At 64.8% G+C, this 16,146-nt stretch carries 11 protein-coding genes and 1 tRNA gene; all 12 read left to right on the top strand.

Annotated features, from left to right (window positions below):
• Nucleotides 1–107 precede the first annotated feature (107 nt).
• The 12 genes from AC06FP_RS16730 (at nucleotide 108) to fusA (ending at nucleotide 16,092) form a co-directional block, all read left to right on the top strand.
• Nucleotides 108–183, top strand: a tRNA-Trp gene (locus tag AC06FP_RS16730).
• Nucleotides 184–233: 50 nt separating this feature from the next.
• Nucleotides 234–641, top strand: a complete 408-nt coding sequence (gene secE / locus AC06FP_RS16725; protein WP_456118281.1) for a preprotein translocase subunit SecE — start codon at nucleotides 234–236, stop codon at nucleotides 639–641.
• A 10-nt stretch (nucleotides 642–651) separates the two neighbouring features.
• A complete protein-coding gene (gene nusG, locus AC06FP_RS16720) occupies nucleotides 652–1,212 on the top strand; it encodes a transcription termination/antitermination protein NusG (RefSeq protein ID WP_433853774.1) in 561 nt (186 codons plus the stop codon).
• A gap of 202 nt (nucleotides 1,213–1,414) precedes the next feature.
• The gene (gene rplK, locus AC06FP_RS16715; protein WP_054663281.1) at nucleotides 1,415–1,843 is read left to right on the top strand and encodes a 50S ribosomal protein L11; all 429 of its coding nucleotides are present in this window, start codon (nucleotides 1,415–1,417) and stop codon (nucleotides 1,841–1,843) included.
• A gap of 4 nt (nucleotides 1,844–1,847) precedes the next feature.
• Nucleotides 1,848–2,546, top strand: coding sequence for a 50S ribosomal protein L1 (gene rplA, locus AC06FP_RS16710; protein ID WP_054663283.1), 699 nt, complete (start codon nucleotides 1,848–1,850; stop codon nucleotides 2,544–2,546).
• A gap of 384 nt (nucleotides 2,547–2,930) precedes the next feature.
• The gene (gene rplJ / locus AC06FP_RS16705) at nucleotides 2,931–3,464 is read left to right on the top strand and encodes a 50S ribosomal protein L10 (RefSeq protein WP_104938131.1); all 534 of its coding nucleotides are present in this window, start codon (nucleotides 2,931–2,933) and stop codon (nucleotides 3,462–3,464) included.
• 63 nt (nucleotides 3,465–3,527) lie between these two features.
• Nucleotides 3,528–3,896 (top strand): 50S ribosomal protein L7/L12, encoded by a 369-nt coding sequence (gene rplL / locus AC06FP_RS16700; protein WP_054663288.1) that lies wholly within the window; start codon nucleotides 3,528–3,530, stop codon nucleotides 3,894–3,896.
• A gap of 308 nt (nucleotides 3,897–4,204) precedes the next feature.
• Entirely contained in the window at nucleotides 4,205–8,398 is a 4,194-nt protein-coding gene (gene rpoB / locus AC06FP_RS16695) for a DNA-directed RNA polymerase subunit beta (protein WP_456118282.1), read from the top strand.
• Between the two features lie 90 nt (nucleotides 8,399–8,488).
• Nucleotides 8,489–12,715 carry a DNA-directed RNA polymerase subunit beta' gene (gene rpoC, locus AC06FP_RS16690; protein ID WP_456118283.1) on the top strand — a complete coding sequence of 1,409 codons (4,227 nt, stop codon included), beginning with the start codon at nucleotides 8,489–8,491 and terminating at the stop codon, nucleotides 12,713–12,715.
• 253 nt (nucleotides 12,716–12,968) lie between these two features.
• Complete coding sequence (gene rpsL, locus AC06FP_RS16685) at nucleotides 12,969–13,343, top strand: 30S ribosomal protein S12 (protein WP_004145320.1); 375 nt, start codon at nucleotides 12,969–12,971, stop codon at nucleotides 13,341–13,343.
• Between the two features lie 12 nt (nucleotides 13,344–13,355).
• Entirely contained in the window at nucleotides 13,356–13,823 is a 468-nt protein-coding gene (gene rpsG, locus AC06FP_RS16680) for a 30S ribosomal protein S7 (RefSeq protein WP_104938134.1), read from the top strand.
• A 139-nt stretch (nucleotides 13,824–13,962) separates the two neighbouring features.
• The gene (fusA, locus tag AC06FP_RS16675; protein WP_478076324.1) at nucleotides 13,963–16,092 is read left to right on the top strand and encodes an elongation factor G; all 2,130 of its coding nucleotides are present in this window, start codon (nucleotides 13,963–13,965) and stop codon (nucleotides 16,090–16,092) included.
• Nucleotides 16,093–16,146: the final 54 nt, after the last annotated feature.

Genomic DNA, 16,146 nt, shown 5'->3' with positions numbered 1-16,146 from the left:
GCCTGCAGTACCCGGCGGTGGTTGAGTCTGCCGCTGGTACGCGAATGGCGGGCCGGGAACCTCGGTCCGCCTTCGCCGTCTAAGGGACGTGAAACAAGCCAAGTCATACGCCAGTAGCTCAATTGGCAGAGCAGCGGTCTCCAAAACCGCAGGTTGGGGGTTCGAGTCCCTCCTGGCGTGCCACTTGCCACACTCTATCCAGTGACCTTGGTCGCGCCCGCAACAAGAGCCGGATGAACAGCAAGATCGAGCATTCCAAGAGCGCCGCCTCCGGTGGCGATATGGTCAAGTACGTCGGCGCCGCCCTGCTGGTGCTGGCGGGCTTGTTCGTCTGGTTCTGGTTCTCCGCTCCCGTGCGTTCGGTCCAGCTGGGTGCGTGGGCAGGTCAGCTGCGCGCGCTGGCCGTGGTCGTGGGGCTGGTCGCCGGTGGCGCGCTGTTCATGCTCACCGCCAAGGGCCACCAGGTCCGCGAATTTCTTTCCGAATCCCGTTTCGAGCTGCGCAAGGTCGTGTGGCCGACCCGCCAGGAAGCCATCCGCATGACCTGGGTGGTGATCGTGGTGGTGATCGTGCTGAGTCTGCTGCTGGGCGGCTTCGACTTCGCGATCCAGAAGCTGACCCAGTGGTTCCTGGGGCGTTGAGGAGATAACAGTGAAACGTTGGTACGTCGTCCACGCCTATTCGGGCTTCGAGAAGTCGGTAGCCCAGGCCCTGCGTGACCGCATCGCCCGCGAGGGCATGGAGGAGCGTTTCGGCGACGTCCTGGTTCCGACCGAGGAAGTGGTGGAAATGCGTTCCGGCCAGAAGCGCCGTTCCGAGCGCAAGTTCTTCCCGGGTTACGTGCTGGTCCAGATCGAGACCCACGAGGAAGCCGGCATTCCGCGCATCGACAACGAAAGCTGGCACCTGGTCAAGGAAACCCCGAAGGTGATGGGTTTCATCGGCGGTACCGCCGACCGTCCGCTGCCGATCCGCGACGACGAGGCCGCCGCCATCCTGGATCGCGTCCAGGAAGGTGTCGAAAAGCCGCGCCCGAAGGTGCTGTTCGAGCCGGGCCAGATGGTCCGCGTCATCGATGGTCCGTTCAACGACTTCAACGGCGTGGTCGAGGAAGTCAATTACGAAAAGAGCCGCCTGCGCGTGTCGGTGCTGATCTTCGGTCGCGCCACCCCGGTCGAGCTCGAGTTCGGCCAGGTCGAGAAGGCCGTCTGATCCGCAGGGCCAGCCTGTTCAGGTTGGCCCTGGAAAAAACCGCTAGAATTGCCGGCTCCCTGCGAGGGGCTGAAACCAAAGGCTGCCGAGAGGTGGCCTTTGCCGCGATTCCAAGATTTCAAAACGCGATGCCGGGACGCGTGATTCCCGGTCCGATGGGGAGCCTGTTGTCGCAAGGCGCTAGCACCCGGAGAGCACTCAAATGGCAAAGAAAGTTGTCGGTTACATCAAGCTGCAGGTGAAGGCCGGTCAGGCCAACCCCTCGCCGCCGGTCGGTCCTGCGCTGGGTCAGCGCGGCCTGAACATCATGGAATTCTGCAAGGCGTTCAATGCCGCCACGCAGAAGCTGGAGCCGGGCATCCCGGTGCCGGTGATCATCACGGCCTACTCGGACCGTACCTTCACCTTCATCACCAAGAGCACCCCGGCCACCGTGCTGCTCAAGAAGGCGGCCGGTATCACGTCCGGTTCCAAGCGCCCGAACACCGACAAGGTGGGCAAGGTCACCCGCAAGCAGCTGGAAGAAATCTGCAAGGCGAAGGAGCCGGACCTGACGGCTGCCGACCTGGACGCCGCCGTGCGTACGATCGCGGGCTCGGCCCGTTCCATGGGCCTGGTGGTGGAGGGTTAATCAGATGGCACAGACCAAGCGTGAGAAGGCCATCAAGGCCGCCGTCGTCCCGGGCAAGAGCTATGCCTTCGAGGACGCGATCAACATCCTGAAGACCGCCACCAAGGCCAAGTTCGTCGAGTCGATCGACGTGGCTGTGCGTCTGGGCGTGGATGCGAAGAAGTCCGACCAGCAGGTGCGCGGTTCGACCGTGCTGCCGGCCGGTACCGGCAAGTCGGTCCGCGTGGCCGTGTTCGCTCCGGCCGGTGCCAAGGCCGACGAAGCCCTGGCCGCTGGCGCCGAAGCCGTCGGCATGGACGACCTGGCCGAGAAGATGCAGGCCGGCGACCTGAACTACGACGTGGTCATCGCGACCCCGGACGCCATGCGCGTCGTCGGCAAGCTGGGCACCGTGCTGGGCCCGCGCGGCCTGATGCCGAACCCGAAGGTCGGCACCGTTTCCCCGAACCCGGGCGAAGCCGTGAAGAACGCCAAGTCGGGCCAGGTCCGTTACCGCACCGACAAGGCCGGCATCATCCACTGCACCATCGGCAAGGCCAGCTTCGACAACGCCGCGCTGCAGTCGAACCTGCAGGCGCTGCTGCTGGACCTGATCAAGGCCAAGCCGGCCACCTCGAAGGGCACCTACCTGCAGAAGGTTTCGGTCAGCTCGACGATGGGCCCGGGCGTCACCGTCGACCAGTCGTCGCTGACCCTGAAGTAATCGTTTCAAGCGGTCGCGGCACCCCGGTGCCGTGGCCGTGACATTTGAAGGCATCGCGGGCAGCGCATCGTCCGCGGTAGCCGTCAAAGACCGCAGGCGCGGTCAGCGCATACCGGCGACGGGCAGGGAAGCTCGATCTGGCAAGGAGTCGCCGCCGGCATAGCGGGATCGCTTAATCGATTCCCCGGAATCACCCTGCGTAGATGGTGCCCTTCTGGAGTTTTTCTGGTTCACGCACGTCTGGGTTTCCCAGGTTGGCCCACTCCAGGTCTAGAACGGCCCACCCCCCGGAGCATCATCCCGATGTTCCCGGCGTCCAGGACGGATGCCGCACAGGACCGCACACGGCAGGAGCCGTAAGCGGAGTTCAATTGGAGGAGTGCAATGGCTCTCAATCTGTCCCAGAAGCAAGAAGTAGTCGCCGAACTGGCAGACGTCGCCGCCAAGGCCCACTCCTTGATCGCAGCCGAATACGCTGGCACCACGGTCGCCCAGATGACCGCGATGCGCAAGCAGGCCCGCGAAACCGGCGTTTTCTTGAAGGTTGTCAAGAACACGCTGGCCGCGCGCGCCGTCGAAGGCACCGATTTCGCAGTCGCTAAGGACCAGATGGTCGGTCCGCTGCTGTATGCGTTTTCGCTCGAGGAGCCCGGCGCCGCCGGTCGCCTGATCAAGGAAGCAGCCAAGGGCAACGACAAGCTGAAGGCGAAGGTCGTGGCGATCGGCGGGGAAATCTTCCCGGCCAGCCACGTCGACGTGCTGGCATCGCTGCCGACCCGTGATCAGGCCCTGGCCATGCTGGCCCGCGTCCTGACCGAGCCGGTCACCATGTTCGCGCGCGCCGTCAAGGCTGTTGGTGAGAAGCAGAACGGTGGTGCGGCTGTCGAAGCTGCCGAGCCGGCCGCTGAAACCGCCTGAGTTCGACGTTCCCGTGGTTCTGAATAGAACCTCAATCCAGAATATTTTCCAAAGGTAATCAAAATGTCCCTTACCAACGAACAGATCGTCGACGCCATCGCCGAGAAGTCCCTGATGGAAGTGATGGAGCTGGTCAAGGCCATCGAAGACAAGTTCGGCGTTTCCGCCGCCGCCCCGGTCATGGCCGTCGCCGCTGCCGGCCCGGCCGCTGCCGTCGAAGAGCAGACCGAGTTCAACGTCATCCTGAAGGATGCCGGCGCCAAGAAGGTCGAAGTCATCAAGGCCGTCCGCGCCATCACCGGCCTGGGCCTGAAGGAAGCGAAGGATCTGGCCGAGGCCGGTGGCGTCGTGAAGGAAGGCGCTTCGAAGGAAGACGCCGAGAAGTTCAAGAAGGAACTGGAAGCCGCCGGCGCCACCGTCGAGCTGAAGTAAGCAGTTCCCTTGCGTCGCCATCGAATCACGGCGATGCAGCCAGGGCTGGGGGCCTAAAGCCCCCGGCCTTTGGTCGTTGTAGAGCCGGGCATGCCCGGTGCGGTGAAAAGCCCAACACGGGCTGCGTTCCAACCCCGGCCGGCCCGCGCATCGCGCGGCGGGCAGGGCGGCAGGCAGACGAGTTGGCAGTTGGAAGTAGCGGGAGAAGGCGTGCTGGTGCCGGCAATACCAGCGACTTCCAACTGACAATTTAAAAGTTCCCTTCCGGGTCGTGGACGCACGGCCCGCACAACAAGGTGGAAGATCCCATGACGTCCTATTCGTACACCGAAAAAAAGCGCATCCGCAAGGATTTCGGCAAGCAGCGCTCGATCCTCGAGGTGCCGTTCCTGCTCGCCATCCAGGTCGACTCGTACCGCGAGTTCCTGCAGGAAAACGTTGATCCGGCCAAGCGCTCCGACCACGGCCTGCACGCCGCGCTGAAGTCGGTGTTCCCGATCTCCAGCTACAGCGGCAATGCCGCCCTCGAGTACGTGGGCTACAAGCTGGGCGAGCCGGTGTTCGACGAGCGCGAGTGCCGCCAGCGCGGCATGAGCTACGGCGCGCCGCTGCGCGTGACCGTGCGCCTGGTCATCTACGACAAGGAATCGTCCACCAAGGCGATCAAGTACGTGAAGGAGCAGGAGGTCTACCTCGGCGAGATCCCGCTGATGACCGACAACGGCACCTTCATCGTCAACGGTACCGAGCGCGTCATCGTGTCGCAGCTGCACCGTTCGCCGGGCGTGTTCTTCGACCACGACCGCGGCAAGACCCACAGCTCGGGCAAGCTGCTGTACAGCGCCCGCATCATTCCCTACCGCGGCTCCTGGCTGGACTTCGAGTTCGACCCGAAGGACGCGCTGTTCACCCGTATCGACCGCCGCCGCAAGCTGCCGGTGTCGATCCTGCTGCGCGCGCTCGGCTACAACAACGAAGAAATGCTCAACGAGTTCTTCGACATCAACACCTTCCACATCCTGCCGGAAGGCGAGGGTGTGCAGCTGGAGCTGGTGGCCGAGCGCCTGCGCGGTGAAACCCTGGGCTTCGACCTGGCCGATGGCGACAAGGTCATCGTGGAAGCCGGCAAGCGCATCACCGCGCGCCACGTCAAGCAGCTGCAGGCCTCGGGCATCGCCGCGCTGGCCGTGCCGGACGACTACCTGGTCGGCCGCATCCTGTCGCACGACGTGGTCGACGCCAACACCGGCGAACTGCTGGCCCAGGCCAACGACGAGATCACCGAAGAGCAGCTGCAGAACTTCCGCAAGGCCGGCGTGGACGCGGTCGGCACCCTGTGGGTGAACGACCTTGACCGCGGTCCGTACCTGTCCAACACCCTGCGCATCGACCCGACCAAGACCCAGCTGGAAGCCCTGGTCGAGATCTACCGCATGATGCGCCCGGGCGAGCCGCCGACCAAGGACGCCGCGCAGAACCTGTTCCACAACCTGTTCTTCACCTTCGAGCGCTACGACCTGTCCACGGTCGGCCGCATGAAGTTCAACCGCCGCGTCGGCCGCAAGGAAGTCACCGGCGAAGCCGTGCTGTACGACAGCAAGTACTTCGGCGAGCGCAACGACGAGGAGTCCAAGCGCCTGGTCGCCGCGCATGGCGATGGTTCGGACATCCTCGACGTGATCAAGGTCCTGACCGAGATCCGCAACGGCCGTGGCGTGGTGGACGACATCGACCACCTCGGCAACCGCCGCGTGCGTTCGGTCGGCGAAATGGCCGAGAACGTGTTCCGCGTGGGCCTGGTTCGCGTCGAGCGCGCGGTCAAGGAGCGCCTGTCGATGGCCGAATCCGAGGGCCTGACCCCGCAGGAACTGATCAACGCCAAGCCGGTCGCCGCTGCCATCAAGGAATTCTTCGGTTCCTCGCAGCTGTCGCAGTTCATGGACCAGAACAACCCGCTGTCGGAAGTGACGCACAAGCGCCGCGTCTCGGCACTGGGCCCGGGCGGCCTGACCCGCGAGCGCGCCGGCTTCGAAGTGCGCGACGTGCACCCGACCCACTACGGCCGCGTCTGCACCATCGAAACCCCGGAAGGCCCGAACATCGGCCTGATCAACTCGCTGGCCGTGTTCGCCCGCACCAACCAGTACGGTTTCCTCGAGACCCCGTACCGCAAGGTCGTGGACGGCAAGGTCACCGACGACGTCGAGTACCTGTCGGCGATCGAGGAGAACGAGTACGTCATCGCCCAGGCCAACGCCCTGACCGATGCCAAGAACATGCTCACCGAGCAGTTCGTGCCGTGCCGTTACCAGGGCGAGTCGCTGCTGAAGCCGCCGGCGGAAGTGCACTTCATGGACGTCTCGCCGATGCAGACCGTGTCGGTCGCCGCGGCGCTGGTGCCGTTCCTGGAGCACGACGACGCCAACCGCGCGCTGATGGGCGCCAACATGCAGCGCCAGGCCGTTCCGACCCTGCGCGCGCAGAAGCCGCTGGTGGGCACGGGCATCGAGCGCGCCGTGGCGCGCGACTCGGGCGTGACCGTGAATGCCCGCCGCGGCGGTGAGATCGTGCAGATCGACGCCGGCCGCATCGTGGTCAAGGTCAACGAGAACGAGATCACCGATGCCGCCGACGCCGGCGTCGACATCTACAACCTGATCAAGTACACCCGTTCGAACCAGAACACCTGCATCAACCAGCGTCCGCTGGTGAACGTGGGCGACGTGATCGCGCGCGGCGACGTGCTGGCCGACGGCCCGTCCACCGACATCGGCGAACTGGCCCTGGGCCAGAACATGCTGATCGCGTTCATGCCGTGGAACGGCTACAACTTCGAAGACTCCATCCTGCTCTCCGAGCGCGTGGTGGAAGAGGATCGCTACACCACGATCCACATCGAGGAGCTGACCTGCGTCGCGCGCGACACCAAGCTGGGGCCGGAGGAAATCTCGGCCGACATCCCGAACGTCTCCGAGCAGGCGCTGAACCGCCTGGACGAGAGCGGCGTGGTGTACATCGGCGCCGAAGTCCGCGCCGGCGACATCCTGGTCGGCAAGGTCACGCCGAAGGGCGAAAGCCAGCTGACCCCGGAAGAGAAGCTGCTGCGCGCGATCTTCGGCGAGAAGGCCTCCGACGTTAAGGACAGCTCGCTGCGCGTTCCGCCGGGCATGGACGGCACCGTCATCGACGTGCAGGTCTTCACCCGCGACGGCATCGAGAAGGACAAGCGCGCGCGCCAGATCGAAGAGAACGAGATCAAGCGCGTCAAGAAGGACTTCGACGACCAGTTCCGCATCCTGGAAGCGGCGATCTACGCGCGCCTGCGCTCGCAGATCGTCGGCAAGGTGGCCAACGGCGGTGCCGGCCTGAAGAAGGGCGACACCATCACCGACGCCTTCCTGGACGGCCTGAAGAAGGCCGACTGGTTCACCCTGCGCATGAAGGACGAGGACGCGTCGGAAGCCATCGAGCGCGCGCAGAAGCAGATTCAGGCGCACGAGAAGGAATTCGAACGCCGCTTCGCCGACAAGCGCGGCAAGATCACCCAGGGCGACGACCTGGCCCCGGGCGTGCTGAAGATGGTCAAGGTGTTCCTGGCCGTGAAGCGCCGCATCCAGCCGGGCGACAAGATGGCCGGCCGTCACGGCAACAAGGGCGTGGTCTCCAACGTGGTGCCGGTCGAGGACATGCCGTACATGGCCGACGGTACCTCGGTGGACATCTGCCTCAACCCGCTGGGCGTGCCGTCGCGCATGAACATCGGCCAGATCCTCGAGGTGCACCTGGGCTGGGCCGCCAAGGGCCTGGGCAAGCGCATCCAGAAGATGCTGGAGCAGCAGCGCGCGGTCAGCGAGCTGCGCGAGTTCCTGGGCAGGATCTACAACCACGACAGCAAGCTGGCCGGCGACCGCGTCGACCTGTCGCAGTTCAGCGACGAGGAGCTGGTGGCGCTGGCGAAGAACCTGACCGACGGCGTGCCGATGGCCACCCCGGTGTTCGACGGCGCGCACGAGGACGAGATCCGCGAGATGCTGAACCTGGCGTACCCGGACGGCGACAAGGACACCGAGCAGCTGGGCTTCAACGCCAGCAAGACGCAGATGCAGCTGTACGACGGCCGCACCGGCGAGGCGTTCGACCGCAAGACCACCGTCGGCTACATGCACTACCTGAAGCTGAACCACCTGGTCGACGACAAGATGCACGCCCGTTCGACCGGCCCGTACTCGCTCGTCACCCAGCAGCCGCTGGGCGGCAAGGCGCAGTTCGGCGGCCAGCGCTTCGGTGAGATGGAAGTCTGGGCGCTGGAAGCCTACGGCGCGGCCTACACCCTGCAGGAAATGCTGACGGTGAAGTCCGACGACGTGCAGGGCCGCAACCAGATGTACAAGAACATCGTCGACGGCGAGCACGAGATGGTCGCGGGCATGCCGGAATCCTTCAACGTGCTGGTGAAGGAAATCCGCTCCCTGGCCATCAACATGGAACTGGAAGACAACTGATCGCGCAGGCGCCGCCGCAGTGATGCGGCGGCGCCGCCGGCAGCGACCTGACAGCCCATCGACACAGCATTCCTCCTTTCGGAGAACACCATGAAAGACCTGCTCAATCTCTTCAACCAGCAGCGCCAGACGCTGGACTTCGACGCGATCAAGATCGGCCTGGCTTCGCCGGACCTGATCCGCTCCTGGTCCTTCGGCGAGGTGAAGAAGCCGGAAACCATCAATTACCGCACCTTCAAGCCGGAACGCGACGGCCTGTTCTGCGCCGCCATCTTCGGCCCGGTGAAGGACTACGAGTGCCTGTGCGGCAAGTACAAGCGCATGAAGCACCGCGGCGTCGTGTGCGAAAAGTGCGGCACCGAAGTGACCCTGGCCAAGGTGCGCCGTGAGCGCATGGGCCACATCGACCTGGCCTCGCCGGTCGCCCACATCTGGTTCCTCAAGTCGCTGCCGTCGCGCATCGGCCTGATGCTGGACATGACCCTGCGCGACATCGAGCGCGTGCTGTACTTCGAAGCCTACGTGGTGACCGAGCCGGGCCTGACCGCCCTGGAGCGCCGCCAGCTGCTGACCGAAGAGCAGTACCTGCAGGCCCGCCAGGAGCACGGCGACGACTTCGACGCCGCCATGGGCGCCGAGGCCGTGTACGAACTGCTGCGCACCATCGACCTGCAGGCCGAGATGGTGAAGCTGAAGGAGGAGATCGCCTCCACCGGTTCGGAAACCAAGCTCAAGCGCCTGACCAAGCGCATCAAGCTGGTCGAGGCCTTCCTGGAGTCGGGCAACCGTCCGGAGTGGATGGTCATGACTGTGCTGCCGGTGCTGCCGCCGGACCTGCGTCCGCTGGTGCCGCTGGATGGTGGCCGCTTCGCGACCTCCGACCTGAACGACCTGTACCGCCGCGTCATCAACCGCAACAACCGCCTGCGCCGCCTGCTGGAGCTCAACGCTCCGGACATCATCGTGCGCAACGAAAAGCGCATGCTGCAGGAATCGGTCGACGCGCTGCTGGACAACGGCCGCCGCGGCCGCGCCATCACCGGCACCAACAAGCGCCCGCTGAAGTCGCTGGCCGACATGATCAAGGGCAAGCAGGGCCGCTTCCGCCAGAACCTGCTCGGCAAGCGCGTGGACTACTCCGGCCGCTCGGTGATCACCGTCGGTCCGTACCTGAAGCTGCACCAGTGCGGCCTGCCGAAGAAGATGGCGCTGGAGCTGTTCAAGCCGTTCGTGTTCGCCAAGCTGCAGCGCCGCGGCCTGGCCACCACCATCAAGGCCGCCAAGAAGCTGGTCGAGCGCGAGGAAGGCGAAGTCTGGGACATCCTGGAAGAAGTCATCCGCGAGCATCCGGTGCTGCTGAACCGCGCGCCGACCCTGCACCGCCTCGGCATCCAGGCGTTCGAGCCGCTGCTGATCGAAGGCAAGGCCATCCAGCTGCACCCGCTGGTCTGCACCGCGTTCAACGCCGACTTCGACGGTGACCAGATGGCCGTGCACGTGCCGCTCTCGCTGGAAGCCCAGCTGGAAGCGCGTGCGCTGATGATGTCCACCAACAACATCCTGTCGCCGGCCAACGGCGAGCCGATCATCGTGCCGTCGCAGGACGTGGTGCTGGGCCTGTACTACCTCAGCCGCGCCCTGATCAACAAGAAGGGCGAGGGCATGGTGTTCGCCAACACCAATGAAGTGAAGCGCGCCTACGACAACCGCGTGGTCGAGCTGCACGCCAAGGTCAAGGTGCGCATCACCCAGGTCGAGCGCGACGAGCACGGCAACAAGGTCAGCAGGACCTCGATCCAGGACACGACCGTCGGCCGTGCGCTGCTGAGCGAGATCATGCCCGAGGGCCTGCCGTTCGAGCTGTGCAACACCGAGATGACCAAGAAGAACATCTCGCGCCTGATCAACCAGAGCTACCGTCTGCTTGGCCTGAAGGACACCGTGGTGTTCGCCGACAAGCTGATGTACACCGGCTACGCCTACGCGACCCGCGCCGGCGTTTCGATCGGCATCGACGACATGCTGATCCCGGACGAGAAGAAGGGCATCCTGGGCGAAGCCGAGCAGGAAGTGCTGGAAATCCAGGAGCAGTACCAGTCCGGCCTGGTCACCGCCGGCGAGCGCTACAACAAGGTGGTCGACATCTGGTCGCGCACCAACGAGCGCATCGCCAAGGCGATGATGGAAACCATCGGTACCGAGAAGGTCGAGGATTCGGAAGGCAAGATCGTCGACCAGAAGTCGATGAACTCGCTGTACATCATGGCCGACTCCGGCGCCCGTGGTAGCCAGGCGCAGATCCGCCAGCTGGCCGGCATGCGCGGCCTGATGGCGCGCCCGGACGGTTCGATCATCGAGACGCCCATCAAGGCGAACTTCCGCGAAGGCCTGAACGTGCAGGAGTACTTCAACTCCACCCACGGCGCCCGCAAGGGCCTGGCCGATACCGCGCTGAAGACCGCGAACTCCGGTTACCTGACCCGCCGCCTGGTCGACGTGGCGCAGGACGTGGTGATCACCGAGGTCGATTGCGGCACCATCGACGGCCTGACCATGACCCCGATCGTGGAAGGCGGCGACGTGGTCGAGCCGCTGAAGGACCGCGTGCTGGGCCGCGTCGTGGCCGAGGACGTGTTCCTGCCGGGCAACGACGAGGATCCGATCGTCACCCGCAACACGCTGCTGGACGAGCAGTGGGTGAACAAGCTGGAAGAAGCCGGCGTGCAGTCGATCAAGGTGCGCTCGACGATCACCTGCGAATCGGCCTTCGGCGTGTGCTCGCGCTGCTACGGCCGCGACCTGGCCCGTGGCCACCTGGTCAACATCGGCGAAGCGGTCGGCGTCATCGCCGCGCAGTCGATCGGCGAGCCGGGCACCCAGCTGACCATGCGTACGTTCCACATCGGTGGCGCGGCGTCGCGTGCGGCGGCGGTGGACAACATCACCGTCAAGACCACCGGTTCGGTCAAGTTCAACAACCTCAAGCACGTCGAACACGCCAACGGTTCGCTGGTGGCGGTGTCGCGTTCGGGCGAAGTGTCGGTGCTCGACGCCCACGGCCGCGAGCGCGAGCGCTACAAGCTGCCGTACGGCGCGACCATCACCGTCAAGGACGGCGCCGAGATCAAGGCCGGCCAGACCGTGGCCAACTGGGATCCGCACAACCACCCGATCGTGTCGGAAGTGGCAGGCTTCATCCGCTTCATCGACTTCATCGACGGCGTCACCGTCATCGAGAAGACCGACGAGCTGACCGGCCTGGCCTCGCGCGAGATCACCGATCCGAAGCGTCGTGGTTCGCAGGCCAAGGATCTGCGTCCGCTGGTCCGCATCGTCGATGCCAAGGGCAACGACCTGACCATCCCGGGCACCGACCTGCCGGCGCAGTACCTGCTGCCGCCGCGTTCGATCGTCAACCTGCAGGACGGCGCCCCGGTGGGCGTGGGCGACGTGGTCGCCAAGATCCCGCAGGAAGCGTCGAAGACCCGCGACATCACCGGCGGTCTGCCGCGCGTGGCCGACCTGTTCGAAGCGCGCAAGCCGAAGGATCCGGCGATCCTGGCCGAGCGTTCGGGCATCATCAGCTTCGGCAAGGACACCAAGGGCAAGCAGCGCCTGATCATCAAGGACACCGATGGTTCCGAGCACGAGGAGCTGATTCCGAAGTACCGCCAGATCATCGTGTTCGAAGGCGAGCACGTCAGCCGCGGCGAAACCATCGTGGACGGCGAGCCGAGCCCGCAGGACATCCTGCGCCTGAAGGGTGTGGAGGAACTGGCGCGCTACCTGGTCAAGGAAATCCAGGACGTGTACCGCCTGCAGGGCGTGAAGATCAACGACAAGCACATCGAAGTGATCTCGCGCCAGATGCTGCGCAAGGTCGAGATCGTCGACCAGGGCGGCAGCAAGTTCCTCAATGGCGAGCAGGCCGAGCGCCAGCGCGTGATCGAGGAGAACGCCAGGCTGGTGGCGCGCAACGAACTGCCGGCCCGCTTCGATCCGGTGCTGCTGGGCATCACCAAGGCCTCGCTGGCGACCGAGTCGTTCATCTCGGCCGCGTCGTTCCAGGAGACCACCCGCGTGCTGACCGAGGCTGCCGTGCGCGGCACCGCGGACAACCTGCGCGGCCTGAAGGAAAACGTGATCGTCGGCCGCCTGATTCCGGCGGGTACCGGCCTTGCGTACCACACCAAGCGCCGTCGTGGCGCCTCCGGCCTGACCGAGTCGGAGATCGAGACCCTGGCCGGTACGGCGGTGGCGGTCGAGTCGGAGGTTGCGTCGGCTGAAGCTGAACAGGCTGCAGGCGGCGAGGAGTGAGGTAGGTCCGGCCATCGGCCGGGCGCTTTGAAGGATTGCCGGTCCGTCCGCGGGCCGGCGGTTCAACCTGAACGGGGTACATGGAGGCCCCCCTGTAACAGCCCGGGATCAGGGCTGGCCTGGAAGGGACGCGTTTGACTGCGTTCTGGACGGGTTGCTACAATCGTCTGTCTCGGCAGGCCTGAATTTCGGGCCTGCTTTCCATTTTCCGCATCTGGCCGTTTTTTGCGGCCCCAATCAGAAGAACCTACTGATGGCGACGATCAACCAGCTGGTCCGCAAGCCGCGGCAAGCGACCACCTACAAGAGTGCCTCGCCGGCGCTCGACAAGTGCCCGCAGCGCCGTGGCGTCTGCACCCGTGTCTACACCACCACTCCGAAGAAGCCGAACTCGGCTCTGCGCAAGGTTGCCAAGGTCCGCCTGACCAACCAGGAAGAAGTGATTTCCTACATCGGTGGTGAAGGCCACAACCTGCAGGAGCACTCCGTGGTCCTGATCCGCGGCGGTCGCGTCAAGGACCTGCCGGGTGTGCGTTACCACACCGTTCGTGGCTCGCTCGACGCCGCCGGCGTCGCCAAGCGTCGCCAGGCCCGTTCCAAGTACGGCGCCAAGCGTCCGAAGGCCTAAGGAGAGAGCACTATGTCGCGTAAGGGTAATACTCCGCAGCGTTCCGTCCTGCCCGATCCGAAGCACGGAAGCGAAACCATCGCCCGCTTCATCAACATGGTCATGCAGAGCGGCAAGAAGTCCGTCGCCGAGAAGATCGTGTACGGCGCCATGGACGTGATCGGTGAAAAGAATCCGAATGCCATCGAGCTGGTGCAGAAGGCGCTGGACAACGTGGCTCCGGCCGTCGAAGTGAAGTCCCGCCGCGTCGGCGGCGCCACCTACCAGGTGCCGGTCGAAGTGCGCGCCTCGCGCAAGATGGCCCTGGCGATGCGCTGGCTGATCGAATCGGCCCGCAAGCGTGGCGAGAACTCGATGCCGCGCAAGCTGGCCGCCGAGCTGCTGGACGCCTCGGAAAACCGTGGCGGCGCCATCAAGAAGCGTGAAGAAACCCACCGCATGGCGGAAGCGAACAAGGCGTTCGCGCACTACCGCTGGTGAGTTTGAAGGCCTTGTGAACACAGGCCGGTGACACCATCTGCGTGTCACCTCGCGGTGACAGAATCGCCGCGTCAACCCGAAGGCCGCCGAAAGGCGGCATTCGGCCATTCCGAAATCCGAAAAATCTGAGAGGCTCCCCGTGGCCCGCACCACTCCCATCGAGCGTTACCGCAACTTCGGCATCATGGCCCACATCGATGCCGGCAAGACCACCACGTCCGAGCGCATCCTGTTCTACACCGGCAAGAGCCACAAGCTGGGTGAGGTGCACGATGGCGCCGCCACCATGGACTGGATGGAGCAGGAGCAGGAGCGTGGCATCACGATCCAGTCCGCTGCCACCACCGCGTTCTGGAAGGGCATGGACAAGTCCATGCCGGAGCACCGCTTCAACATCATCGATACCCCCGGGCACGTCGACTTCACCATCGAAGTGGAGCGCTCGCTGCGCGTGCTCGACGGTGCGGTGTTCGTGCTGTGCGCCGTCGGCGGCGTGCAGCCGCAGTCCGAGACCGTGTGGCGCCAGGCCAACAAGTACCACGTGCCGCGCATCGCGTTCGTCAACAAGATGGACCGCACCGGCGCCAACTTCTTCAAGGTCCGCGACCAGCTGAAGGCCCGCCTGGGCGCCGTGCCCGTGCCGATGCAGATCCCGGTCGGCGCCGAGGACAACTTCCAGGGCGTGGTCGACCTGGTGAAGATGAAGGCCATCGCGTGGGACGAAAAGTCCCAGGGCATGAGCTTCGAGTATCGCGACATCCCGGCCGAGCTGCAGGCCCAGGCCGAGGAAGCGCGCGCGTTCATGGTCGAGTCGGCCGCCGAAGCCAGCGAAGAGCTGATGGAGAAGTACCTGGGCGGCGAGGAGCTGACCGAGGACGAGATCTACAACGCGCTGCGTACCCGTACGCTGGCGACCGAGATCGTGCCGATGTTCTGCGGCTCGGCGTTCAAGAACAAGGGCGTGCAGGCCATGCTCGACGGCGTCATCAAGCTGCTGCCGTCGCCGGTCGACGTGCCGGCGGTCAAGGGCACCGACATCGACGACGAGAGCAAGGAAATGTCGCGTGAATCCAGCGACAAGGCCCCGTTCTCGGCGCTGGCGTTCAAGATCATGACCGACCCGTTCGTGGGCTCGCTGACCTTCTTCCGCGTCTATTCGGGCGTACTGAACGCCGGCGACCAGGTGCTGAACTCGGTGCGCAACAAGAAGGAGCGCATCGGCCGCATCCTGCAGATGCACTCCAACCAGCGCGACGAGATCAAGGAAGTGCTGGCCGGCGACATCGCCGCGGCGGTGGGCCTGAAGGACGTCACCACCGGTGACACCCTGTGCGCCATCGACGCCCCGATCGTCCTGGAGCGCATGGCGTTCCCGGAGCCGGTGATCTCGATGGCGGTCGAGCCGAAGACCAAGTCCGACCAGGAAAAGATGGGCATGGCGCTGGGCCGCCTGGCGCAGGAAGACCCCTCGTTCCGCGTCAAGACCGACGAAGAGTCGGGCCAGACGATCATCTCGGGCATGGGCGAGCTGCACCTGGACATCATCGTCGACCGCCTGAAGCGCGAGTTCAACGTCGAGGCCAACGTCGGCAAGCCGCAGGTCGCGTACCGCGAGACCATCCAGGCCACGGACGTGAAGTCGGACTACAAGCACGCCAAGCAGTCCGGTGGTAAGGGTCAGTACGGTCACGTCGTGATCGAGATGTCCCCGATCACCGCGGCCGACCGCGAGAAGCACGGCGCCGACATCAAGGACGACTTCCTGTTCCTGAACGAGATCACCGGTGGCGTGATTCCGAAGGAATTCATCCCGTCGGTCGAAAAGGGCCTGCGCGAAACCATCACCAGCGGCCCGCTGGCCGGCTTCCCGGTGGTGGACGTGAAGGTCAAGCTGGTGTTCGGTTCGTACCACGACGTCGACTCCTCGGAAATGGCGTTCAAGCTGGCCGCGTCGATGGCGTTCAAGCAGGGCTTCGCCAAGGCCAAGCCGGTGCTGCTGGAGCCGATCATGAAGGTCGAGATCGTGACCCCGGAGGACTACCAGGGTGACGTGATGGGCGACGTGAGCCGTCGTCGCGGCGTGCTGCAGGGTTCGGACACCAGCGTTTCGGGCGTTGTCATCAATGCGATGATCCCGCTGGGCGAAATGTTCGGTTACGCCACCCAGCTGCGTTCGATGACCCAGGGTCGCGCCACGTTCTCGATGGAGTTCGACCACTACGAGCCGGCGCCGAACAACATCGCCGAAACCGTCATCAAGAAGGCCTGAGCCCCCGGGGCTCAGGTTCTCCCTCAAACTTTCAGCTAATCAAGGAATCTCAAA

The sequence above is a fragment of the Stenotrophomonas sp. Steno-Z2 genome, assembly GCF_056393235.1.
This window is presented reverse-complemented; position numbering and strand designations above follow the sequence as displayed.